The sequence below is a fragment of the Spirillospora sp. NPDC047279 genome (assembly GCF_040643285.1).
Taxonomy (GTDB): domain Bacteria; phylum Actinomycetota; class Actinomycetes; order Streptosporangiales; family Streptosporangiaceae; genus Spirillospora.
Genome location: NZ_JBEYUA010000003.1, coordinates 53,804 through 73,102 on the forward strand (window position 1 = coordinate 53,804; position 19,299 = coordinate 73,102).

A 19,299-nucleotide genomic window follows, 5' to 3' on the forward strand; every position below is an offset into this window, starting at 1 on the left:
CGGCCTCCCGGACCTGCTCCGGGAGGCCGTTTCGTGTTCCCGCCCGAAGATCCCGATGCCCTTGAAGACGGGGATCCCGAAACCAGGCGTCCCTGCCGGCCGGCGCCAAGGCCGGCCGGCGCCAAGGCCGGCCGGACCGGGCCGGCGGGCGGTTGTATCAGCCGAAGGTGTGAACGCGGGGCCTGCCGCCGTGGTCGAGCGTCGTCTGCACGGTGGTGCACCGCCAGCGCCCTCGACGATGCTCCAGGCGGAGGGCGATGCCCTGCACGCGGCCGTGGATGACGGCGACTGCTCCCGCCTCGGCCGCGTTCGGGGCGGGTCGTTGCAGCCAGGACGTCAGGATCCGCGGCGGGACGATACGTTCGGCCGTCTCCAGGCGGCCCTGGTGCGCGGCCAGCGCGAGGCACACCTCGGGGAGCGCGCGCCGGGCCAGCTGCCGCGGCGGCAGGGTCCCCGCGAGGACCTCGGCGACCAACCGCACGGTCGCCTCCGCCATATCTCGGATGCCCGGCGGCTCCTGCGTCCCGGACATGGCGCGCAGGGTCTCGGGCCGCAGCGCGAGCGAGCCGTCGACGGCGTAGCCGGTCGTGGTGAGGGGGAACGGGCGGGACCGCGGATGGCGCATTGCCATGGATGACCTCCTTGGTGATTCCGAGCTCGTCGGAAACAGGAGGCTCAGAAGCCCGCGTTGATACGTCCTGGCCACCAGCGGACGCACCCGTAACACCAGGCCCGGCAGACGAACACGCACCAACCGCCCGCAGCTCGGACGAAGGCGGCGGTCGCAGAGCCCAACGCGTGGTCGTGGGGCTGCGGGTCGGCGGATGTGAAAGCGGCGGCGGGGCGTCCAGGACGCCCCGCCGCCGCGGGAGCGAGTCTCCTCAGGTGGATGGAGGAGACTCCGGTCGGGACCCGTGGGCTGACGGGTCCCTGGTGTCTAGCTGGCAGGCGCCGGAACCTCGTCGTCCTCGCTACGCCGCTTGCGGGTCTTCTTCTCCCCGGCCGCGACCTCGGGATCGGCGGCGGGGTCGGCCGCCACCGACTCCTCGCCGTCCGGCTCGCGGCCGGGGGTGGCGAAGTTGAACTTCGTGATCAGGAATTTGAACACGAAGTAGTAGATGAAGAAGTAGGCGACCCCCAGGCCGATGATCAATGCGAGGCCTTCGGTGTTGTCCTTGCGCGCGTTGAGGAGCATGTCGATCGCGCCCGCGGAGAATCCGAAGCCCAGCTGGGCGCCGAGGGCCTCCAGCAGGGCCATCGAGATGCCGGTCAGCACGACGTGCACGACGTACAGGACGGGGGCGACGAACATGAACGCGAACTCGATCGGCTCGGTCACGCCGGTCACGAACGCGGTGAGCGCGGCGGAGATCATGATGCCGCCGACCGCGGGACGCCGGTGCGCCGGAGCGGCGCGCCACATGGCCAGGGCCGCGCCCGGCAGGCCGAACATCAGGACCGGGAAGTAGCCGGCCAGGAAGCCGCCCGCGTTGGGGTCGCCGGCCAGGTAGCGGTTGATCTCGCCGTGCACGACGCCGTCGGCGCCCTGGTAGTCACCGAAGACGAACCAGATCAGGGAGTTGGGGATGTGGTGCAGGCCGAACGGGAGGAGCAGGCGGTTGACCACGCCGTACACGCCCGCGCCCGCGGCACCCGCCCCGGTGACCCAGTTGCCGAAGTCGTTCAGCCAGCCGCCGAAGACCGGCCAGATGAAGCCGATGGCCACGCCCAGGAACAGGGCCGTCACCGCGGTGATGATCGGCACGAACCGGCGCCCGCCGAAGAAGGCCAGGTAGGTCGGCAGCTTGATGCGGTAGTACCGCTGGTAGAGCAGCGCGGTCACGATGCCGATCAGGATGCCGCCGATGACGTCGGTGGGGTTCTTGGCCGCCCAGTCGATCACCGCCGTGGGGGTGCCGTCCTGCACCTTGTCGATCATGACGCGCGACTTCAGGTCGTCGCTGTGCGAGAACATGATCTTGGAGACCCGGTCGAAGACCAGGTAGCCCACGACGGCTGCCAGGGCGGTGGAGCCGTCGGCCTTCTTGGCGAAGCCGATCGCGACGCCGACCGCGAACAGCAGTGGCAGGGCCTGGAAGAGGGCGTCGCCGGCGCTGCCGACGACCTCGGCGATGCGCACCCAGCCGAGCCCGTCCTTGCCGAGCATGTCGGGCTGGCCGAGGCGCAGCAGCAGTGCGGCGGCGGGCAGCACGGCGATCGGCAGCATGAGGCTGCGGCCGATCCGCTGCAGGACCGCGAGGGCCTTGGAGTTTCCGCCGGGCACGGTGCCCACGGCGGTCGTGGAACTCATCAGGGGGTTTCCTCCTCGATTACCGGGGGTGCGCTACGAGCGCGTAGGGGGATTTCCGAGGGCCGTGTGGATCTGGTAGCGGTCGGCGCGGTAGGTCGACACGCCCAGCTCCGCGCAGACGCCCCCGGCGTAGGAGCGCCGTTGCAGGAGCAGCACGGCGCTGCCCCGGGGGATGTGGAGTTGTTTGGCCTCCGTCGCGTCGGCGAGGGCGGCGTCGATGGTCTGGTCTCCGGCGTCGAAGACCAGGCCGTACACCGCCTCGAGCACTCCGTAGAGGGAGCGGTCGGCGAGGCGGCGGTCCAGGAGGTCGGGAGCGAGGGAGGCGAGGATGTGCGAACGTTCCAGCGCCATCGGCTCGCCGTCGGCGGTCCGGAGACGTTCGATCACGTGGATGGCGGTGCCTGCCTCGACCTCGAAGAGGCGGGCCAGCCGCGCGTCGGCCGCGACGGTGCGCCGGGCCAGGTCGATCGCGCCCGGCCGCAGCCCGCGGCTGAGCATGTCCTCGGTGAACGAGACGAGCCGCAGCGGCATCTCGATCTTTGGCCGGGCGACGAACGTGCCCTTGCCGGGCACCCGGTAGAGACGTCCCTCGGTCACCAGCTGGTCGACGCCCTGGCGCACGGTCATCCGGGACAGGCCGTACTCGGCGCACAGTTCCCGCTCGGACGGGATCGGGGCGTCGACGGGCAGTTCCGCGGTCTCGATCAGGTCCAGGAGGATGGCGCGGAGCTGGAAGTACTTCGGTACGGGGCTGTGTGGGTCGATGGCAGTCACGGGAATCCTCGGGGCCGGGGAGTCCGGTCGGGACGTACTGGTCAAGTCATGTCAGTACTGGTCTAGGCCGGACTAGACCACACAAAATTAACGCCTGTCAATGCACAGATGAATAACGGCCGCATCACGTCACGGTGAGCAAACCCGCAGGTCAGCAGGTTGTGAGCGCGGAGACGCCCGGGATGGGGCCGCTGTCGCCGGCCGCCGCCCCGGGCGCTCTCCGCCGCTCCCGCGAACGTCCCGGTCTAGGTCAGGGCCTAGACCAGTGGTAAACCCCGCTAGCCGGAGCCGGACGTCTTGTCCGCGGGCTTGTCCGCGGGTTTGTCCGCGGGTTTGTCCATGGGCTGGTCGATGATGCCGCCCAGGGTGCCGTCGTCGGCCGCGGCGCCCTCCGGCTCGCGCCCCGGCGTGGGCAGGTCGAACTTCTTGATCACGAAATAGAAGATCGCGAAGTACAGGAAGAAATAGACCACGCCCAGGGCGATGATGGCCCCGAGATGCCGGGTGTTGCTCTTCGTCGCGTTGAGCAGCATGTCGATCAGGCCAGCCGAGAACGAGAACCCGAGCTGCGCGTCGATCGCCGCCAGCACGAACATCGAGACGCCGGTCAGCACCACGTGGATCGCGTACAGGATCGGCGCCACGAACATGAACGAGAACTCGATCGGCTCGGTCACGCCGCAGACGAACGCGGTGAGCGCGGCCGAGATCATCAGGCCGCCGACCGGGCCGCGGCGGTGTTTGGGCGCCGCCATCCAGATCGCCATCGCGGCGCCGGGCAGGCCGAACATCAGCACCGGGAAGAACCCGGCCAGGAACGTGCCGGCCGTCGGGTCGCCCGCCAGGTAGCGGTTGATCTCGCCGTGCGACACCACGCCGTCCGGCCCGGTGTAGGTGCCGAACGTGAACCAGACGAGCGTGTTGAGGATGTGGTGGAGGCCGAACGGCAGCAGCAGCCGGTTGGAGATGCCGTAGATGCCCGCGCCGGTCGCGCCGAGCCCGGTGATCCAGTCGCCGAAGTCGTCGATCCAGCCGCCGAGCGTGGGCCAGGCGAACCCGAACAGCACGCCGAGCAGCAGCGCGGCGGCGGCGCTGATGATGGGCACGAACCGCCGTCCGCCGAAGAACGCCAGCCACGTCGGTAGCTTGATCCTGTAGAAGCGCTGGTAGAGCAGCGCCACCATGATGCCGACGACGATGCCGCCGAGGACCTGGGTCGGGTTCTTGGCGCCGTAGTCGATCGACTCCTTGGCCGCGCCGTCCTGCATCACCGTCCGGACGACCGAGTCCTTCAGCGTGTCGCTGTGCGCGAACATCACCTTCGAGACCCGGTCGAAGACCAGGTAGGCGACGACGGCCGACAGCGCGGTCGAGCCGTCGGCCTTCTTGGCGAAGCCGATCGCGACGCCGACGGCGAAGAGGATCGCCAGGTTGTCGAGCAGCGCGCCACCGGCGGCGGCGAAGACCTCGGCGACGCGGTTCCAGCCGAGGCCGTCCGCGCCGAGCAGGTCGTCCTGGCCGAGGCGGAGCAGGATGCCGGCCGCGGGCAGGACCGCGATCGGCAACATCAGGCTCCGGCCGATGCGCTGGAGCACCGCGAACGTGGACGACCAGGCGCCGCGCGCCCCGCCGCCGCTCGTGGCAGCCATGGAACTCATGAGCGGATGACCTCCCCCGAGTGGGCCTCTCGCATGAAGTTCGGCCCGACATCTTCGCTCTGTCTGATGTGTGGAGTATGGTTCGTACTGGTCTAGTCCGGACTAGACCAGTAGTCATATGACAGCAAAGAGCGGCTCAAGCATCACGGAGAGTACGCAGCGCATGGCAGCACTTCTGATCACCGCGAACCGCTTGGTCTCGACCCCCGTCGACGGTGGTCCTACCCGCGTCCTCTCTCCGGGATTCGTCCGCGCCGAGAACGGGACGATCGTCGAGGTCGGCGAGGGCCGCCCCGGCCGGGCCCCTGACCTGGACCTTCCCGACGGCGTGCTCGCCCCCGGACTGGTCGATCTCCAGGTGAACGGCTTCTACGGCCACGACATGGTCGACGCCGACGAGGCCGCCTGGCACACCGTGGTGAGCCGCCTGCCCGAGACCGGCGTCACCGCGTTCCTCCCGACGTTCATCACCGCTCCGGTCGACGTCCAGGCCAAGGCGCTGCGCTTCGCGCGGGAGCTGCTGCCCCGCCTCCCCGAGCGCGGCACCAAGGTCCTCGGCGTCCACCTCGAAGGGCCGTTCCTCGCCGAGAAGCGCAAGGGGGCGCACAACGCCGGCTTCCTCACCTACCCGGCGCCCGGCGCGATCGCGACGCTGCTGGAGACCGGCCTGGTCAAGCTGGTGACGCTGGCGCCCGAACGCGACGGCGCGACGGCGGCGATCCGCGCCCTCACCGAGGCCGGCGTCCTGGTCAGCGTCGGCCACAGCGACGCCACCGCCGAGCAGGCCGAACGCGCCGCCGACGCGGGCGCCCGCATGGTCACCCACATCTTCAACGCGCAGAGCGGGATCGACCACCGCGCGCCCGGCGTCGCCGCGCAGGCGCTCGTCGACCACCGGCTGCACCCCGGGCTCATCGTCGACCTGCACCATGCCGCGCCGCTGGTCTGCCGGCTGGTGTTCCAGGCCGCGCCCGGCCGCGTCGTGCTCGTCACCGACGCCGCCGCGTCCGCCGGCATGCCGCCCGGCACCTACGAGCTGGGCGGCGAGCCGATCGAGATGCCCGCGTCCGGCCCGCCGCTGCGCGCCGACGGCACGATCGCCGGGTCCGGCCTGCGGCTGGACGAGGCGATCGGCAACGCGGTGCGCATCGGCGTCGACCTGGTCGCCGCCGTGGACGCCGCCACGCGCGTCCCGGCCGACCTCATCGCACGTACGGATCTCGGCCGCATCGCCCCCGGCGCCGCCGCCGACCTGGTCTGGCTCGGAGATGACCTCCGGGCGCGTACGACGTGGATCAACGGGCAGAAAGCCTTCTGAGGGGGATCATGAGCACCAGCCGAATGCGGGCTGAGATCGGCGAGCAGCCCGAGGCGCTGCGCCGCACTCTCGAGGCCCTGCTGCCGCGGACGGCCGATGTCGCACAGCTGGCGCGCGAGACGCGCCAGGTGCTGTTCATCGCGCGCGGCTCGTCCGACAACGCCGCCGTGTACGGCCGCTACCTGGTCGAGTCGCACGCCGGGCGGCTCGCCACGCTGGCCGCGCCGTCCATCGCGACGACCTACAAGCGCAGGCTCGACCTCGACGGCGTGCTCGCCGTCGCGATCAGCCAGTCCGGCAAGACCGAGGAGATCGTCGAGACGCTCGACTGGGCCGCCGCCAACGGCGCCCGCACGGTCGCGATCACCAACGGCGCCGGCTCGCCGCTCGCCGAGGCGGCCGAGGTCGCGCTGGTCACGCAGGCGGGCGACGAGCTCGCGGTGCCGGCCACCAAGACCTACACCACCCAGCTGGCCGCGCTGTCGGTGCTGGGCCTCGGCCTCGGCGCCGACGTCGAGCTGGACGACCTGCGCCGGGTGCCCGACGAGGTACAGCGGCTCATCGCGGTCACCGAGGCCGCCGAGGCGCTGCCCGCCATCGTCGAGGAGCTCGCGCAGGTCCCGGGCGCCGTGGTGTCCGGCCGCGGCATCGCGTTCGGCACCGCGCTGGAGCTGGCACTGAAGATCAAGGAAGCCTGCTACCTGCACGCCATGGGCCTGTCGTACGCCGACCTGCTGCACGGCCCGATCGCGGTGGTGGACGGGCAGACGCCCGCGCTGCTGGTCGCCGCCGACGACGGCCCGACGTTGCCCGGCACGATCGCGCTGGCCCGCCGCGTGCAGGGCGCCGGCGCCCGCGCGTACGGCATCGGCGGCGGCAGCGGGCTCGCCGCGGCCTCGTCGCTGGCGCTGCCCGGCCCGGCGCTGCCGGAGTGGATCGCGCCGCTGGGCCTCATCGTGCCCGGCCAGATCCTGGTGGAGCGCCTGGCGCGCCGGCTGGGCCTCGACCCGGACGTGCCGCGCGGCCTCAACAAGGTCACCCAGACAGACTGACTCTCCGCATCCCGGCGCGACGGCGCGCCGGGCACGACCATCCGAAAGCAGGAACGACCATGGACAAGGCCGAGGCCATCATCGCGGCGCTGGGCGGCGCCGACAACATCATCGAGATCGAGCCGTGCGCGACCCGGCTGCGGACCGAGGTCAACGACGGCGGCAAGGTCGACGACGCCGCCCTCAAGGCCGCCGGCGCCTTCGGCGTGATGCGCAGCGGCACCGTCGTCCAGGTGGTCGTGGGCCCGGAGGCCGACACCATCGCCAGCGACATCGAGGACATCCTCGAGTAACGCCCGACCGGCTCGGCAAGGAGTGTTGTCATGACGCGAGTTCTGTCGCCCGTGAGCGGGCGGGCCGTCGGCCTGGCGGGCGTTCCCGACCCGGTGTTCGCCCAGGCCATGGTCGGCCCGGGCACCGCGGTCGATCCCGAGCGCGCCCCGGGGCAGGCGCTGGCCCCGGTCAGCGGCAAGATCGTCAAGATGCATCCGCACGCGTTCGTGGTCGTCGACTCCGAGGGCCACGGCGTGCTGGTGCACCTGGGCATCGACACCGTCCAGCTCAAGGGCGAGGGCTTCGAGCTCCTGGCCGCCGAGGGCGACGCGGTGACGGCCGGGCAGGCGCTCGTCGGCTGGGACCCGTCCGCGATCGAGGCGGGCGGCCGTTCGCCGATCTGCGCGGTGGTGGCGCTGGACGCCAACGGGGACGCGCTGGCGGACGTCGTGGAGTCCGGCGAGGTGGAGAAGGGGGCCGAGCTCTTCACATGGAGTTGAAGGCCGCCATCGGGGACCTCAGGGCAGCCGTCTTCGACCTCGACGGAACACTGATCGACACCGAGCCGCGCAACCGCGAGATGTGGGCGCGCATGTTCGACGCTAACGGCGTGCCGTACGACGAGGCGCTGATCGCGTCGTTCGCGGGACGGCGCGGCCGGGAGGTGCTCGCCGAGCTGGCGCACCTCTTTCCCGGCCGCACCGTCGAGGACCTCTTCCACGAGGTCGTCTCGTACGAGACGGGCCCGGACATGCCGCCCGTCCAGGAGGTGCCGGGCGCGGTCGTGCTCGTCCGGTCGCTGCACGCGGCCGGCGTGCCGCTGGCCGTGGTGACCTCCGGCGTCCGGGTGTACGCCGAGGGGCTGCTCGACGGGCTCGGCATCAAGCACCTGCTGGACGTGCTGGTCACGGCCGACGACGTGGCCAACGGCAAGCCCGACCCGGAGGGTTTCCTTGCCGCCTGCGACGCCCTCGGGGTCGAGCCGGCGCACGCCCTCGGCTTCGAGGACGCTCCCGCCGGGGTGGCCGCGGTCAAGGCCGCGGGTATGACCTGCGTGGGGATCACCACCACCCAGCCGGCCGCGGCGCTCGCCGCGGCGGACCGGGTGGTGTCCGACATGACGGAAGTCGACCTGAGCTTCTGGGGCCTCCCGGACGCCGGGTGAATATGAGGAGTTGTTTTCCAGTGACGCAGCGGAACGTCAAGATCGAATCCAAGGTGGGCCTGCACGCGCGGCCGGCCGCCCTGTTCGTCCAGGCCGCCGCCAAGGCCGGCGGCGAGGTCACGGTGGCCAAGCGCGGCGGTGACCCGGTGAACGCCAAGAGCATCCTGTCGGTGCTCGGCCTCGACGCCCGGCACGGCGAGGAGGTCGTGCTGTCGGCCGACGGCGACGGCGCCGACGCGTTGCTCGACGAGCTCGAGGCGATCCTGTCCGAGGTGGAGCCCGCCTGAGCGGCTTGGCGCTTGAACGCCCGGGCGCCCGGTGGCGGCGGGCCGCCGACGTCCTGACCTGATTTCGATCGCCGGAGGTTGCGTGAGATGAGTCCCAGCGTGTTGCGGGGTGCCGGGGTCAGCCCGGGTGTGGGTGCCGGGCCGGTACGCGCCGTCGCGGGCGCCGTGCCCGAGCCCGAACGGGGTTCCCGGCACGCTGGGGACGCGGCGGCCGAGACCGAGCGGGCCCTCGGGGCGCTCGCCGCGGTGGCCGACGACCTCGAGTCGCGCGGCGTCCGGGCCGCCGAGGCGGGCAACAAGGAGGGCCAGGACGTGCTCAACGCCCAGGCCCTCATGGCGCGCGACCCCGGCCTGGCCGACGGCGTCAAGGCCAAGGTCGCCGAGGGGGCCGCCGCGGCCCGCGCGGTGTTCGAGGCGTTCGGCGTCTACCGCGAGATGCTGGCCGGCGCCGGCGAATACCTGGCCGCCCGGGTGACCGACCTCGACGACATCCGCGACCGCACCGTCGCGCGCCTCCTCGACCTGCCGATGCCCGGCGTGCCGGAGTCGGACGAGCCGTTCGTGCTGGTCGCCCGCGACCTGGCGCCCGCCGACACCGCCGTCCTCGACCCGGCCCTGGTGGTGGCGTTCGTGACCGAGGAGGGCGGCCCGACCAGCCACACCGCGATCATCGCCCGCACCATGGGCGTCCCGGCCGTCGTCGCCCTGCCCGGCGCGACCGATCTGGCCGACGGCACCACCGTCCTCGTGGACGGCGCCGCCGGCACCGTCCAGGTCGACCCGTCCGAGTCGGAGGTCGCCTCCGCACGTTCCGCCGCGTCCGCGCAGGCCGCCGTGCTCGCCGAGGCCACTGGGCCGGGCGCGACCAAGGACGGCCACAAGGTCCCGCTCCTGGCCAACATCGGCGGCCCCAAGGACGTGGAGGCCGCCCTGGCCAACGGCGCCGAGGGCGTCGGGCTCTACCGCACCGAGTTCCTCTTCCTCGACCGTTCCGACCCGCCCTCCGCCGCCGAGCAGGAGGACGCCTACCGCAGGGTCCTGGAGGCGTTCCCGGACGGCCGGGTCGTCGTCCGCACCCTCGACGCGGGCGCCGACAAGCCGCTGGCGTTCCTGCCGCCGCCCGGCGACGAGCCCAACCCGGCCCTCGGCGAACGCGGCCTGCGGCTGATGCGCGTCCACCCCGACGTCCAGGCCGCCCAGCTTTCCGCCCTCGCCCGCGCCGCCGCCGGCCAGACCGCCAAGCTCGAGGTCATGGCCCCGATGGTCACCGACGCCGACGAGGCCGCCGCGTTCGCCCGGGCCTGCCGCGCCGCCGGCATCGAGCACCCCGGGATCATGGTCGAGGTCCCCGCCGCCGCCCTGCGGGCCCGTGACCTGGCGCCGGAGGTCGAGTTCTTCAGCCTGGGCACCAACGACCTCACCCAGTACGCCTGCGCCGCCGACCGCCAGATCGGCGGCCTGGCCCACCTCCAGGACCCGTGGCAGCCCGCCGTCCTCGACCTGATCGCCATCACCGCGCAGGCCGCCGCCGACGCGGGCAAGAGTTGCGGCGTCTGCGGCGAGGCCGGCGGCGACCCGGCCCTGGCCTGCGTCCTGATCGGCCTGGGCGTCACGTCCCTGTCGATGAGCGCGCCGTCGCTGCCCCTCGTACGGGCCGCCCTCGCCCGGCACACCCTGGTCGAATGCCGCCACGCCGCCGAGGCCGCCCGCGCCGCCCGCACCGCCGCGCAGGCCCGCAAGGCCGCCCGAGCCGCCCTCCCCGCCCTCGCCGAGCTGGGCCTCTGACCTGAGATCACCCGACCCGATCGGCTAACCCGAGATCACCCAGCCGCTCCCGGTCCGCCGGAGGGTGAAACGCGCGGCCAGCACACCACCTGGCCGCGCGGGCTCGCCCTTCCACCGCAGGTCCTCGAACCGCACGGTGTACTCGTCCGCACCCGGTCCGGGCTTGCCCTTGGGCACGACCACCTTCCGCAGCGCCGCGACGTCCTTGGGCCGCAGCCTCTGCCGTGCCGCCCCGAAACCCGTCCGGCAACCCGTCGGCGTCCCGAAGACCGAACGCTGGTAGACGGGCGCCAGCAACGAGCAGACCTTCGCGTCGCCGCCCGCGATCCCGCGCAGGAACCGGTACACCACCGTCCGGGCCGCCAGGTCCTGGGCCGGTGCGAGCGCCGGCAGGCTCTCCCGCACGACGGGCGTCGCGGCCGGGGGTCTCCCACCCCCGTCGTCACCGCTGCAAGCGGCCGACGACAGGACGACGATCACGGCAACCAAGCAAACGTTCGGGCGCACAAAGAGGGATCTTTGCAGCCCGGCCCCGCCCCGGCCAAGCCCTCCGCGTCAGCCCCCCGCGTCAGCCTTCCGCGTCAGCCTTCCGCGTCAGCCTTCCGCGTCAGTAGGTGAGGCCGGTGCCCACCGGCTCGCCGCCCGCCGGCACCGGGAGCCTGCCGGTCGGCTTGATGGTCCCCGCCAGCGCCCTGGCCAGGGCCGCGACCGCGGGCGAGCCGGACGAATAGGTGGCCACGGCGGCCTTGGCCTGGCCGGCCTTGTCGAGGTCGTACGGGCGCCCGAGGGCGGCCAGGATGACCGGCTTGGAGCTGAAGGCCTTCACCTGCGCGGCAGCGCCGGCGGCTCCGGCGTTCAACGTGGTCAGGACGACGGCGTCGGCGTTCCTGATGGCCGGGACGGTGCGGACGCCCTCCTCGCGCAGGGCCGCGGCCAGGTCACCACCCCGCGGGCCTGACACGTACACCGACTTGCCCTTGAGCGGGAGGATCTTCTCGTTGCGCACGACGGTGACCGCGTGCTCGGCGACCCGCCGGACCGTGGCCCTGCTCTCCTTGGACCCGACGACCTCGGCCGCCCGCGCCGGATCGACGCGGGTGCCGCGGAACAGGCCGCGCTGCTCCTTCAGCCGCAGTATGCGCGAGACCGCGTCGTCCAGCCGCTTCTCGGAGATCTTGCCGCTCCTGACGGCCGCCATCACCGCCCGGTGGGCGCGCGGCAGGTTCATCGGCATGAGCAGTTGGTCGGCGCCCGCGTTGAGCGCCCGGACGGCCACGTCGCCGTCGTCGTACTTCTTGCGAGCCCCCGCCATCTGGAGCGAGTCGGTGACGATGACCCCCTGGTACCCGAGGCCTTCGCGCAGCAGCCCGGTCAGCACCTTCCGCGACAACGTGGACGGTTCGCCCGAGCCGTCCAGCTTGGGCACCACGATGTGCGCCGACATGATCGCGTCGACGTTGCTCCTGATCGCCGCCTTGAACGGGGGAGCGTCGAGCTTCTCCCACTCCGCCCGGGTGTGGTTGATCACCGGCAGGCCCGTGTGGCTGTCGGTCGCGGTGTCCCCGTGCCCGGGGAAGTGCTTGGCCGTCGCCGCCACGCCCGCGGCCTGGTAACCCTCGATGGCGGCGTCGAGCATCGTCGACACCAGCGCCGGGTCCGAGCCGAACGACCGGACGCCGATCACCGGGTTGGCCGGGTTGACGTTCACGTCCGCGACCGGCGCGTAGTTCTGGTTGATCCCCACCGCCCGCAGCTCGGCCCCGGTGATCCGCGCCGCGTCGCGGGCGTCGGCGGTCCGCCGGGTGGCGCCGAGCGCCATGTTGCCCGGGAACGAGGTGATGAACGGGGTGCGCGACACGATGCCCTGCTCCTCGTCCACGCCCAGCAGCAGCGGGATCTTGGACGCCTTCTGCATCGTGTTCGACTGGGCCGCGGTCTGCGCGGGGGTGCGCATGTTCTGCGGGAAGTAGATCAGCCCGCCGACCCGGTACCGCTTGATGATCGACTCCGCCGCGGCCTGGCTCGAGAACGTGGGCACGAACACCTGCCCGACCTTCTCGGCCACCGACATGTCGGCCACGAACGCCGGGATCCACGAGGCGGGGGAGGCCGGAGCGGCGGGGGCCGATCCCGTCGCCCTGCCGTCCGGCGACGCGCCGGACGTGGTGCCGTCGCCGTCGCACCCGGCCGCCAGCGGTACGGCGAGCACCGCCGCGGCGGCCAGCACGACGACCGATGAACGTGGAGCACGCACTGGACCAGGCCCCCCGACGGGGTCTCTCGTTACGGTCTTGTGATCTGACCCAGCGACGTTAGCCGCTCCCCGGCCACCTGTCGACTCAGCCACCACTCCTATGCACGCCCGATGCGAACCCCCGCCCGGCCCGTTGCGGCAGAGGCGTCGCGTACAGGTTCCGAGAGGTGTGGCACAGGTGGCGTTCTGTGCTCGTACATGGGGTACATATCCGCATGTGCCCTACACCTGCGCATGCGGATACGCACACCGTGCGGCATAACGCACGAGACCACCCCGAGCGGCGTGACACGGCCGAGCACCAGCCGTTCCACCGATTCAGGGCAGCACGAACGTACTCACCGCACCACGCACGCGAGCGCGCTATCGGGTCGTGGGGCGAGCCGAGGCCGCAGGGCCTACAAGCACAGCCTGCGGAGGGCCATGCTCGCCGCGCCGACGGCGCCGTCGCCGGCCCGGGCCGGATCGCAGGCGAACCGGTCGCGCAGCCCGTCCCGGACGGCCTCGGCGACCGGCCCGTCCCGCAGGACGGAGCCGTGCATGACGACCGGGGCGTACGGGTCCGACAGCGCGGGCCGGACCGCGTCGACGTCCCGCAGCAGCCACTGGGCGGCCTCCTCGGTGATCCGGCGCGCGACCGGGTCGCCGGCGGCCGCGGCGGCCGCGACGACCGGGCCGAGCCGGCCCAGCGCGGCGGGCGGCCGGCCGTACACCTCCTTGATGATCGCCTGGGCGAGCTGTGGATTGGGCGTCGCCGGCGGCGGATCGGGTGGAGGCGGCTCGGGTTCGAGGGTCACCGTCCCGGGACCGGCTTGTCTCGGGACGGTGCCAGGAGCGCTGCGGGCAGCGGGTCTGGAGGCGAGAGCGGGTGCGCCGGCCAGCATCAGGGGCCGTTCGTGCCGCGGCCGAGGGCGACTGGCATCGATCTCCGTGACGACCGACACGCCGAGCAGGGCGCGCGGCACCGAATCGGTGAGCAGGGTGGGGGACCCCCTGCCGTCATAGGCCGCCAGTGCGGCCCGGACCGCTTCCCTTCCCAGCCATACGGCGGAGCCCTCGTCGCCGACCAGCCAGCCGTAGCCGTCGGCGCGCTGGAGAATCGCGCCGTCGCTGATCACCGCGGCTCCGGCACCGGTGCCGGAGAAGACCACGATGCCCTTGGTGGCTGTGGTGCCGGCGGCGAAGGCCACCGCGATGTCGGTCACGACGGCGGGCGAGCCGCGCAGACCGACGGCCTGCCAGGCTCGGCGCGCCGCGCTGACCGCGGCGGGCCGGCCGGCCGACCCGGCACCGGCGATTCCGAAGACGCCGGCGAGGATGTGAGAACGGTCCAGGTCACCGAGAGCCGCTTGGAGAGCGGTGGTGAGCGCACCCGCGGTATCGCCGCCGGAATTGGGGTTCGCCCCGGGACCGGTTCCGGAACCGGCCAGGGCGCCCCCGAGCGTGAGTACGACACAGCGGGTCTTCGTGCCACCCGCGTCTATACCGATCACGTATGGACCGGCCAAATGGGTCAACACATGGCGACCGTAGCCTTTTCTACCGTTGACGTGACATCCGGGGAGTAAGAAAATTTCTTCCATGAGGAAACCCACCGGCTCAGAGCCAGGGGGCATAGGGGAGACCGGGGCACCCAAGGTCGACGCGGCGGTCAAGGAGTCGACGCCGCTGAGCACCGTGGTGCGGGTGCGATCTTTGCTTCCTTCGCTACCCCCAGCAGAAAGGCGCGTCGCGCAACGCGTCATCGACGACCCCGAAGGGGTCGCCAACTCCACCATCACCGAACTCGCCCAGACCTGTGGCACCTCCGAGACCACCGTCATCAGGTTCTGCCGGGCGATCGGGTTTCATGGATACCCAGAGCTGCGGTTGACCCTGGCGACGGAGGCGGGGCGGGCACAGAGCGCGTCCGGCGGCCGGGTCATCGGCAGCGACATCAGTCCTGACGACTCTCTCGAACAGATCGTGGAGAAGGTGACCTTCGCCGACGCCCGGGCCGTGGAAGAGACCGCGGCCCAGCTCGACATCAAGATGCTCGAGCAGGTCGTCGACGCGATCGTGGGCGCGGAACGGGTCGACGTCTACGGCGTCGGTGCCAGCGCCTTCGTCGCCAAGGACTTCCAGCAGAAGATGCATCGCATCGGAAGAGTCTGCTACGCCTGGTCGGACGCCCACATCATGCTGACCAGCGCCGCGGTGCTGGGCAGCGGGGACGTCGCGATCGGGATCTCGCACACGGGCGCGACGGTGGAGACCATCGACGCGCTGGAGGTAGCAAAGAGCAAGGGGGTGACGACGGTAGCCCTGACCAATTTCCCCAAGTCCCCGATCGCCGAGGTGGCGGACCTGATCCTGACCACGGCGGCACGGGAGACCACGTTCCGAGCGGGCGCGACCGCCAGCCGGCTGGCGCAGCTGACTGTGGTCGACTGCGTCTTCGTCGGAGTGGCCCAGCGGACCTTCGGGCAGACCCGCAAGGCCCTGGAGGCCACGTACGAGGCGGTCCGTGGGCGGACCGTGCGACCCGACCGGAGGCGTCGGTGATCGACTGCGAACTCCCCACCGAGGGGCGGAACCCACGGACCATTGACGTCGACACGCTGCCCACCCTCGAGGTGCTTCGCCGCATCAACACCGAGGACGCCACCGTCCCGCGCGTGGTGGCCGCCGTGCTGCCCGAGCTGGCATGCCTGGTGGACCTCGCGGTGGACTCCCTGCGGGCGGGCGGCAGAGTGCACTACTTCGGCGCCGGAACGTCCGGACGGCTCGCCGCGCTCGACGCGGCCGAGCTTCCCCCGACGTTCGGCATCTGGGGCCGGGTCGTCGCACACCACGCGGGCGGACCGCGCGCGTTGTCCCAGGCGGTCTCGGAGGTCGAGGACGACCACGAGCAGGGCGCCCGGGACGCCGCCGAGGTCCAGCCCGGCGATGTCGCCATCGGCATCGCCGCCAGCGGCCGCACCCCCTACGTGGTGGGCGCGCTGCGCGCCGCCACGGCGGCCGGCGCGCACACCGCGCTCATCAGCTGCAATCCGAGCACACCGTACGGCGACGAGGTCGACGTGCACATCGGGCTCGCCACCGGACCAGAGGTGATCAGCGGCTCCACCCGGATGAAGGCCGGCACCGCCACGAAGCTGGTGCTGAACTCCTTCTCCACCACACTGATGATCAGGCTGGGTAGGACCTACTCCAACCTGATGGTCAGCGTCAACGCTCTCAACGCGAAGTTGCGCACGCGGCTGGTGCGGATCCTCACCGAGGCGACCGGACTGGACGCCCTCACCTGTGAGAACGCGCTCGCCGAGGCCGGCGGGGACACCCGCGTGGCCCTGGTCTCGCTACTCGGCGAGGTGCCCGCCGCACGTGCGACGGTCGCGCTGGAGGAGTCCCACGGCGGAGTCAGAGAGGCTCTCCAGAGATTGGCTTAGCGGCGGTGTCGATCCGGCCTCGTGAAGCCGCGCCTTCGGCCGACTTCACGACCCGGTCGCGCGCTCGCGTGACGGCCGAGGTCGCCGGTCACGGCGATCGCGCGCCGTCATGTCCCTGGCCCCTGTGAGCATGGTCGCTCCCGACGCCCGAACGTCCCCCGACCCGAACGTCCTCCGACTTCGAACGCCCTCACCGGACGTCCTCCGCCCCGGACGTCTCCGATCTCGAACGCAGCCGACTCCGAACGCAGCCGACTCCGAATGCTCCCGACTTCGAAACGCTCCCGACTTCGAACGCACCCGAACCCCGCTCCCGAGCTCGGTGATCATGCGATCGGCGACGCGTCGCCGATCGCATGATCACGCCGGGCTCGCCGTCAGGTCAGGTAGGGCCTGAGCTCCTGCCGGGCGACGGTGCGGACGTGCACCTCGTCCGGCCCGTCGAAGATGCGCATGGCGCGGACCCAGGCGTACATCGCCGCGAGCGGCGTGTCGTCGGAGACGCCGGCGCCGCCGTGCACCTGGATCGCGCGGTCGAGCACCTCGTGGGTGATGCGCGGCACGACCACCTTGATCGTCGCGATCTCGGTGCGGGCGCCTTTGGCGCCGTGCTTGTCGATCAGCCAGGCGGTCTTGAGCGTCAGCAGGCGCGCCTGCTCGATCGCCATGCGCGACTCGGCGATCTGCTGCTGGACCACGCCCTGCTTGGCGAGCGGCTGCCCGAACGCGACACGGTCGACGGCGCGGCGGCACATCAGCTCCAGCGCCCTCTCGGCCATGCCGAGCGCCCGCATGCAGTGGTGGATGCGGCCGGGGCCCAGCCGGGCCTGGGCGATCATGAATCCGTCGCCCTCGCTCGCGATGATGTTGCCCGCCGGGACGCGCACGTTCTCGAAGAGGATCTCCGAGTGGCCGTGCTGGTCCTGGTAGCCGAAGACCGGCAGGTGCCGCAGCACCTGGACGCCCGGGGCGTCGCGCGGCACCAGGATCTGCGACTGCTGCCGGTGGACGGGCCCGTCCGGGTCGGTCTTGCCCATCACGATGAAGATCTTGCAGCGTTCGTCGGCGGCGCCGGTGATGAACCACTTGCGCCCGTTGATCACGTACTCGTCGCCGTCCCGCACGATCGAGGTGGTGATGTTGGTGGCGTCGGACGAGGCGACCTCCGGCTCGGTCATCGCGAACGCGGACCGGATCTCGCCGTTCAGCAGCGGCTCCAGCCACCGCTTCTTCTGCTCGTCGGTGCCGAACATGTGCAGGACTTCCATGTTCCCGGTGTCCGGCGCCGCGCAGTTGACCGCCTCGGGGGCCAGGTCGGGGGACCGCCCGGTCAGCTCGGCCAGCGTCGCGTACTCCAGGTTCGACAGCCCGGAGACGTCCGGCAGGAAGAGGTTCCACAGGCCGCGCCTGCGCGCCTCGGCCTTGAGCGTCTCGACGACAGGGGGAAGGGCGTGCGGGTCGTTCTCCGCTCGCCAGGCCGTGTAGACCGGCTCGGCCGGGTACACGTGCTCGTCCATGAACTCCTGCAGTTTCGCCTGGTAATCCTGAGCCTTCGGGCTGAGTTCGAAGTCCATGGCGGCCAGTCTGGCAGAACGCCGTTCGGTAGCTTCGGGCGGGATGTCCTACCATCTGCCCGTGACCGTCAAAGCTGTGATCACCGACTGGGGCGGCGTGCTGACCTCGCCGCTGAACGACGCCATCGCCACCTGGCTGACCGCCGACCGCATCGACGCCGCGCACTACAGGACGGTGATGCGCGCCTGGGTGAAGCAGGCCTACGACGGTGAGGGCGTCAACCCGATCCACGGGCTGGAGGACGGCACGCTCGAACCGGCCGAGTTCGAACGCCTGCTGGCGGCCGAGCTGATCACCGTGGACGGTGGCGCGGTGGTGGCCGAGGGCCTGATCGCTCGCATGTTCACCGCGTTCGCGCCGGTCGAGCCCATGTACGACGCGCTGCGGACCCTCCGCGCGGGCGGCACCCGGACCGCGCTGCTGTCCAACTCGTGGGGGAACGACTACCCGCGCGACCTCTTCGCCGACCTGTTCGACGCGGTCGTCATCTCGTGCGAGGTCGGGCTGCGCAAGCCGGACGAGGCGATCTTCCAGCACGCCGTCGGGCTCCTCGGCCTGGAGCCCGCCGACTGCGTGTTCATCGACGACATCGACCACAACATCACCGCCGCCGAGGCCATGGGCATGCGCGGCATCCTTCACACCGACCCCGCCGAGACCGTGGCCGCCCTCCGCGCCCTGGGCCTGCCCGCCTGACCCCCTGCCCGCCCAATCCCCTGCCCGCCTGCCCGCCTGACCTCCGGGCCGCCTGGCGCCCGGCTGCCGAGGGGCTCGCGGTGGTCGCGGGCCTGTCGGACTGACCGGCCGCCGGGTGGTCTGGCAGACTCTGATCGTCATGCGCGTCTACCTGCCGTCCACGCTCACCGATCTCGCCCGCCTGGTGAAGGCCCGCGAGACCGGTCCCGCGCCGGTCGCCGCCTACGCCGTGACCCCGGCGCTGCGCGAGTGGTACGCCGGTGGCGACCTCGAGGAGCTGGAGTACGCGGCGATGACCGCCGCGGCCAGGGCCTCGCTCAGGCTGCTGGCCGCCGATCCCGCGACCCCGCCGCGGCGGGTGGTGCTGGCGGCCGAGGTGCCCGACAAAACGGTGGAGTGGGCCCGCGGCGTCATCCCGGCCGACGACGCCCGCGCGCTCGTCCAGGTGACGAGCGTGGTGCCGTGGAGCACGATCGCCTCCGGCCACGTCGACGACCCGGACGCCGCGGACGACGTGCGCGCGGCCGTGGCCGCCCTGGCGGCCGCCGACGCCGGAGACGAGGACGCCCAGTTCACGGTCGACGGCGCGGAAGGCCACGAACTCCTGTGGTACGCGACACAGGAGCTGGCCCACCTCGTCCCCTGAGCACGCGCCGGGCCGCCCGCGGGGGCGGCCGATGCGGCAGGTCGCACCGCTGGTCTCCGCTCGTTTCCGCTGGT

Annotated in this window: 19 protein-coding genes; 11 read left to right on the forward strand and 8 right to left on the reverse strand. The window is 72.0% G+C overall.

Translation table 11 applies throughout. The annotated features are described in order from the left end of the window. Positions 1 to 157: 157 nt before the first annotated feature. The 4 genes from ABZ810_RS07430 to ABZ810_RS07445 form a co-directional block, all read right to left on the reverse strand. Complete coding sequence (locus ABZ810_RS07430) at positions 158 to 631, reverse strand: Rv3235 family protein (RefSeq protein ID WP_358400452.1); 474 nt, start codon at positions 629 to 631, stop codon at positions 158 to 160. A 306-nt stretch (positions 632 to 937) separates the two neighbouring features. Next, entirely contained in the window at positions 938 to 2,311 is a 1,374-nt protein-coding gene (locus ABZ810_RS07435) for a PTS transporter subunit EIIC (protein WP_358400454.1), read from the reverse strand. Between the two features lie 33 nt (positions 2,312 to 2,344). Next, positions 2,345 to 3,085 (reverse strand): GntR family transcriptional regulator, encoded by a 741-nt coding sequence (locus ABZ810_RS07440; RefSeq protein ID WP_358400456.1) that lies wholly within the window; start codon positions 3,083 to 3,085, stop codon positions 2,345 to 2,347. A 278-nt stretch (positions 3,086 to 3,363) separates the two neighbouring features. Beyond that, on the reverse strand, positions 3,364 to 4,743 hold the full coding sequence (locus tag ABZ810_RS07445) for a PTS transporter subunit EIIC (RefSeq protein ID WP_358400458.1): 1,380 nt from the start codon (positions 4,741 to 4,743) through the stop codon (positions 3,364 to 3,366). A 163-nt stretch (positions 4,744 to 4,906) separates the two neighbouring features. On the opposite strand from ABZ810_RS07445, the gene nagA reads away from it, so the two are divergent. The 7 genes from nagA (at position 4,907) to ptsP (ending at position 10,623) form a co-directional block, all read left to right on the forward strand. Beyond that, positions 4,907 to 6,061: an N-acetylglucosamine-6-phosphate deacetylase gene (gene nagA / locus ABZ810_RS07450; RefSeq protein WP_358400461.1), complete on the forward strand. Its 1,155-nt coding sequence runs from the start codon at positions 4,907 to 4,909 to the stop codon at positions 6,059 to 6,061. 8 nt (positions 6,062 to 6,069) lie between these two features. Beyond that, complete coding sequence (locus tag ABZ810_RS07455; protein ID WP_358400463.1) at positions 6,070 to 7,113, forward strand: SIS domain-containing protein; 1,044 nt, start codon at positions 6,070 to 6,072, stop codon at positions 7,111 to 7,113. 8 nt (positions 7,114 to 7,121) lie between these two features. After that, a complete protein-coding gene (locus tag ABZ810_RS07460) occupies positions 7,122 to 7,406 on the forward strand; it encodes a PTS glucose/sucrose transporter subunit IIB (RefSeq protein ID WP_358401694.1) in 285 nt (94 codons plus the stop codon). A 30-nt stretch (positions 7,407 to 7,436) separates the two neighbouring features. Then, positions 7,437 to 7,886: a PTS glucose transporter subunit IIA gene (locus ABZ810_RS07465; protein ID WP_358400466.1), complete on the forward strand. Its 450-nt coding sequence runs from the start codon at positions 7,437 to 7,439 to the stop codon at positions 7,884 to 7,886. Further along, positions 7,877 to 8,551 carry an HAD family phosphatase gene (locus ABZ810_RS07470; RefSeq protein WP_358400468.1) on the forward strand — a complete coding sequence of 225 codons (675 nt, stop codon included), beginning with the start codon at positions 7,877 to 7,879 and terminating at the stop codon, positions 8,549 to 8,551. Before ABZ810_RS07465 ends, ABZ810_RS07470 begins: the two co-directional genes overlap by 10 nt. 20 nt (positions 8,552 to 8,571) lie before the next feature. Next, positions 8,572 to 8,838, forward strand: a complete 267-nt coding sequence (locus ABZ810_RS07475) for an HPr family phosphocarrier protein (RefSeq protein ID WP_358400470.1) — start codon at positions 8,572 to 8,574, stop codon at positions 8,836 to 8,838. Positions 8,839 to 8,925: 87 nt separating this feature from the next. Then, positions 8,926 to 10,623 (forward strand): phosphoenolpyruvate--protein phosphotransferase, encoded by a 1,698-nt coding sequence (gene ptsP / locus ABZ810_RS07480; RefSeq protein ID WP_358400472.1) that lies wholly within the window; start codon positions 8,926 to 8,928, stop codon positions 10,621 to 10,623. Positions 10,624 to 10,647: 24 nt separating this feature from the next. Here the strand turns inward: ptsP and ABZ810_RS07485 are convergent, their stop codons facing one another. The 3 genes from ABZ810_RS07485 to ABZ810_RS07495 form a co-directional block, all read right to left on the reverse strand. Beyond that, positions 10,648 to 11,103, reverse strand: a complete 456-nt coding sequence (locus tag ABZ810_RS07485) for a hypothetical protein (protein WP_358400475.1) — start codon at positions 11,101 to 11,103, stop codon at positions 10,648 to 10,650. Positions 11,104 to 11,230: 127 nt separating this feature from the next. Further along, positions 11,231 to 12,877: a glycoside hydrolase family 3 protein gene (locus ABZ810_RS07490; protein ID WP_358400477.1), complete on the reverse strand. Its 1,647-nt coding sequence runs from the start codon at positions 12,875 to 12,877 to the stop codon at positions 11,231 to 11,233. A 398-nt stretch (positions 12,878 to 13,275) separates the two neighbouring features. Next, complete coding sequence (locus ABZ810_RS07495) at positions 13,276 to 14,493, reverse strand: BadF/BadG/BcrA/BcrD ATPase family protein (protein WP_358400479.1); 1,218 nt, start codon at positions 14,491 to 14,493, stop codon at positions 13,276 to 13,278. Here ABZ810_RS07495 and ABZ810_RS07500 point away from each other — a divergent pair. Next, positions 14,459 to 15,421, forward strand: coding sequence for a MurR/RpiR family transcriptional regulator (locus ABZ810_RS07500; RefSeq protein WP_358400481.1), 963 nt, complete (start codon positions 14,459 to 14,461; stop codon positions 15,419 to 15,421). The genes ABZ810_RS07495 and ABZ810_RS07500 overlap by 35 nt on opposite strands. Next, a complete protein-coding gene (locus ABZ810_RS07505; protein ID WP_358400484.1) occupies positions 15,418 to 16,308 on the forward strand; it encodes an N-acetylmuramic acid 6-phosphate etherase in 891 nt (296 codons plus the stop codon). Before ABZ810_RS07500 ends, ABZ810_RS07505 begins: the two co-directional genes overlap by 4 nt. Positions 16,309 to 16,685: 377 nt before the next feature. On the opposite strand, the gene ABZ810_RS07510 is transcribed toward ABZ810_RS07505, so the two are convergent. Next, positions 16,686 to 17,882, reverse strand: a complete 1,197-nt coding sequence (locus ABZ810_RS07510; RefSeq protein ID WP_358400487.1) for an acyl-CoA dehydrogenase family protein — start codon at positions 17,880 to 17,882, stop codon at positions 16,686 to 16,688. A gap of 43 nt (positions 17,883 to 17,925) precedes the next feature. Between ABZ810_RS07510 and ABZ810_RS07515 the strand changes: the two genes are divergently transcribed. Together ABZ810_RS07515 and ABZ810_RS07520 are read left to right on the forward strand one after the other, a co-directional pair. Beyond that, on the forward strand, positions 17,926 to 18,579 hold the full coding sequence (locus ABZ810_RS07515) for an HAD family phosphatase (protein WP_358400489.1): 654 nt from the start codon (positions 17,926 to 17,928) through the stop codon (positions 18,577 to 18,579). Between the two features lie 139 nt (positions 18,580 to 18,718). After that, on the forward strand, positions 18,719 to 19,225 hold the full coding sequence (locus ABZ810_RS07520; RefSeq protein WP_358401696.1) for a hypothetical protein: 507 nt from the start codon (positions 18,719 to 18,721) through the stop codon (positions 19,223 to 19,225). Positions 19,226 to 19,299: the final 74 nt, after the last annotated feature.

Bases quoted from the DNA above. Each gene is read 5' to 3' on its own strand.
- ABZ810_RS07430 (WP_358400452.1), bottom strand. From the start codon at position 631: ATGGCAATGCGCCATCCGCGGTCCCGCCCGTTCCCCCTCACCACGACC.
- ABZ810_RS07435 (WP_358400454.1), bottom strand. From the start codon at position 2,311: ATGAGTTCCACGACCGCCGTGGGCACCGTGCCCGGCGGAAACTCCAAG.
- ABZ810_RS07445 (WP_358400458.1), bottom strand. From the start codon at position 4,743: ATGAGTTCCATGGCTGCCACGAGCGGCGGCGGGGCGCGCGGCGCCTGG.
- nagA (WP_358400461.1), top strand. From the start codon at position 4,907: ATGGCAGCACTTCTGATCACCGCGAACCGCTTGGTCTCGACCCCCGTC.
- ABZ810_RS07455 (WP_358400463.1), top strand. From the start codon at position 6,070: ATGAGCACCAGCCGAATGCGGGCTGAGATCGGCGAGCAGCCCGAGGCG.
- ABZ810_RS07465 (WP_358400466.1), top strand. From the start codon at position 7,437: ATGACGCGAGTTCTGTCGCCCGTGAGCGGGCGGGCCGTCGGCCTGGCG.
- ABZ810_RS07470 (WP_358400468.1), top strand. From the start codon at position 7,877: ATGGAGTTGAAGGCCGCCATCGGGGACCTCAGGGCAGCCGTCTTCGAC.
- ptsP (WP_358400472.1), top strand. From the start codon at position 8,926: ATGAGTCCCAGCGTGTTGCGGGGTGCCGGGGTCAGCCCGGGTGTGGGT.
- ABZ810_RS07500 (WP_358400481.1), top strand. From the start codon at position 14,459: ATGAGGAAACCCACCGGCTCAGAGCCAGGGGGCATAGGGGAGACCGGG.
- ABZ810_RS07495 (WP_358400479.1), bottom strand. From the start codon at position 14,493: ATGCCCCCTGGCTCTGAGCCGGTGGGTTTCCTCATGGAAGAAATTTTC.
- ABZ810_RS07510 (WP_358400487.1), bottom strand. From the start codon at position 17,882: ATGGACTTCGAACTCAGCCCGAAGGCTCAGGATTACCAGGCGAAACTG.
- ABZ810_RS07515 (WP_358400489.1), top strand. From the start codon at position 17,926: ATGTCCTACCATCTGCCCGTGACCGTCAAAGCTGTGATCACCGACTGG.
- ABZ810_RS07520 (WP_358401696.1), top strand. From the start codon at position 18,719: ATGCGCGTCTACCTGCCGTCCACGCTCACCGATCTCGCCCGCCTGGTG.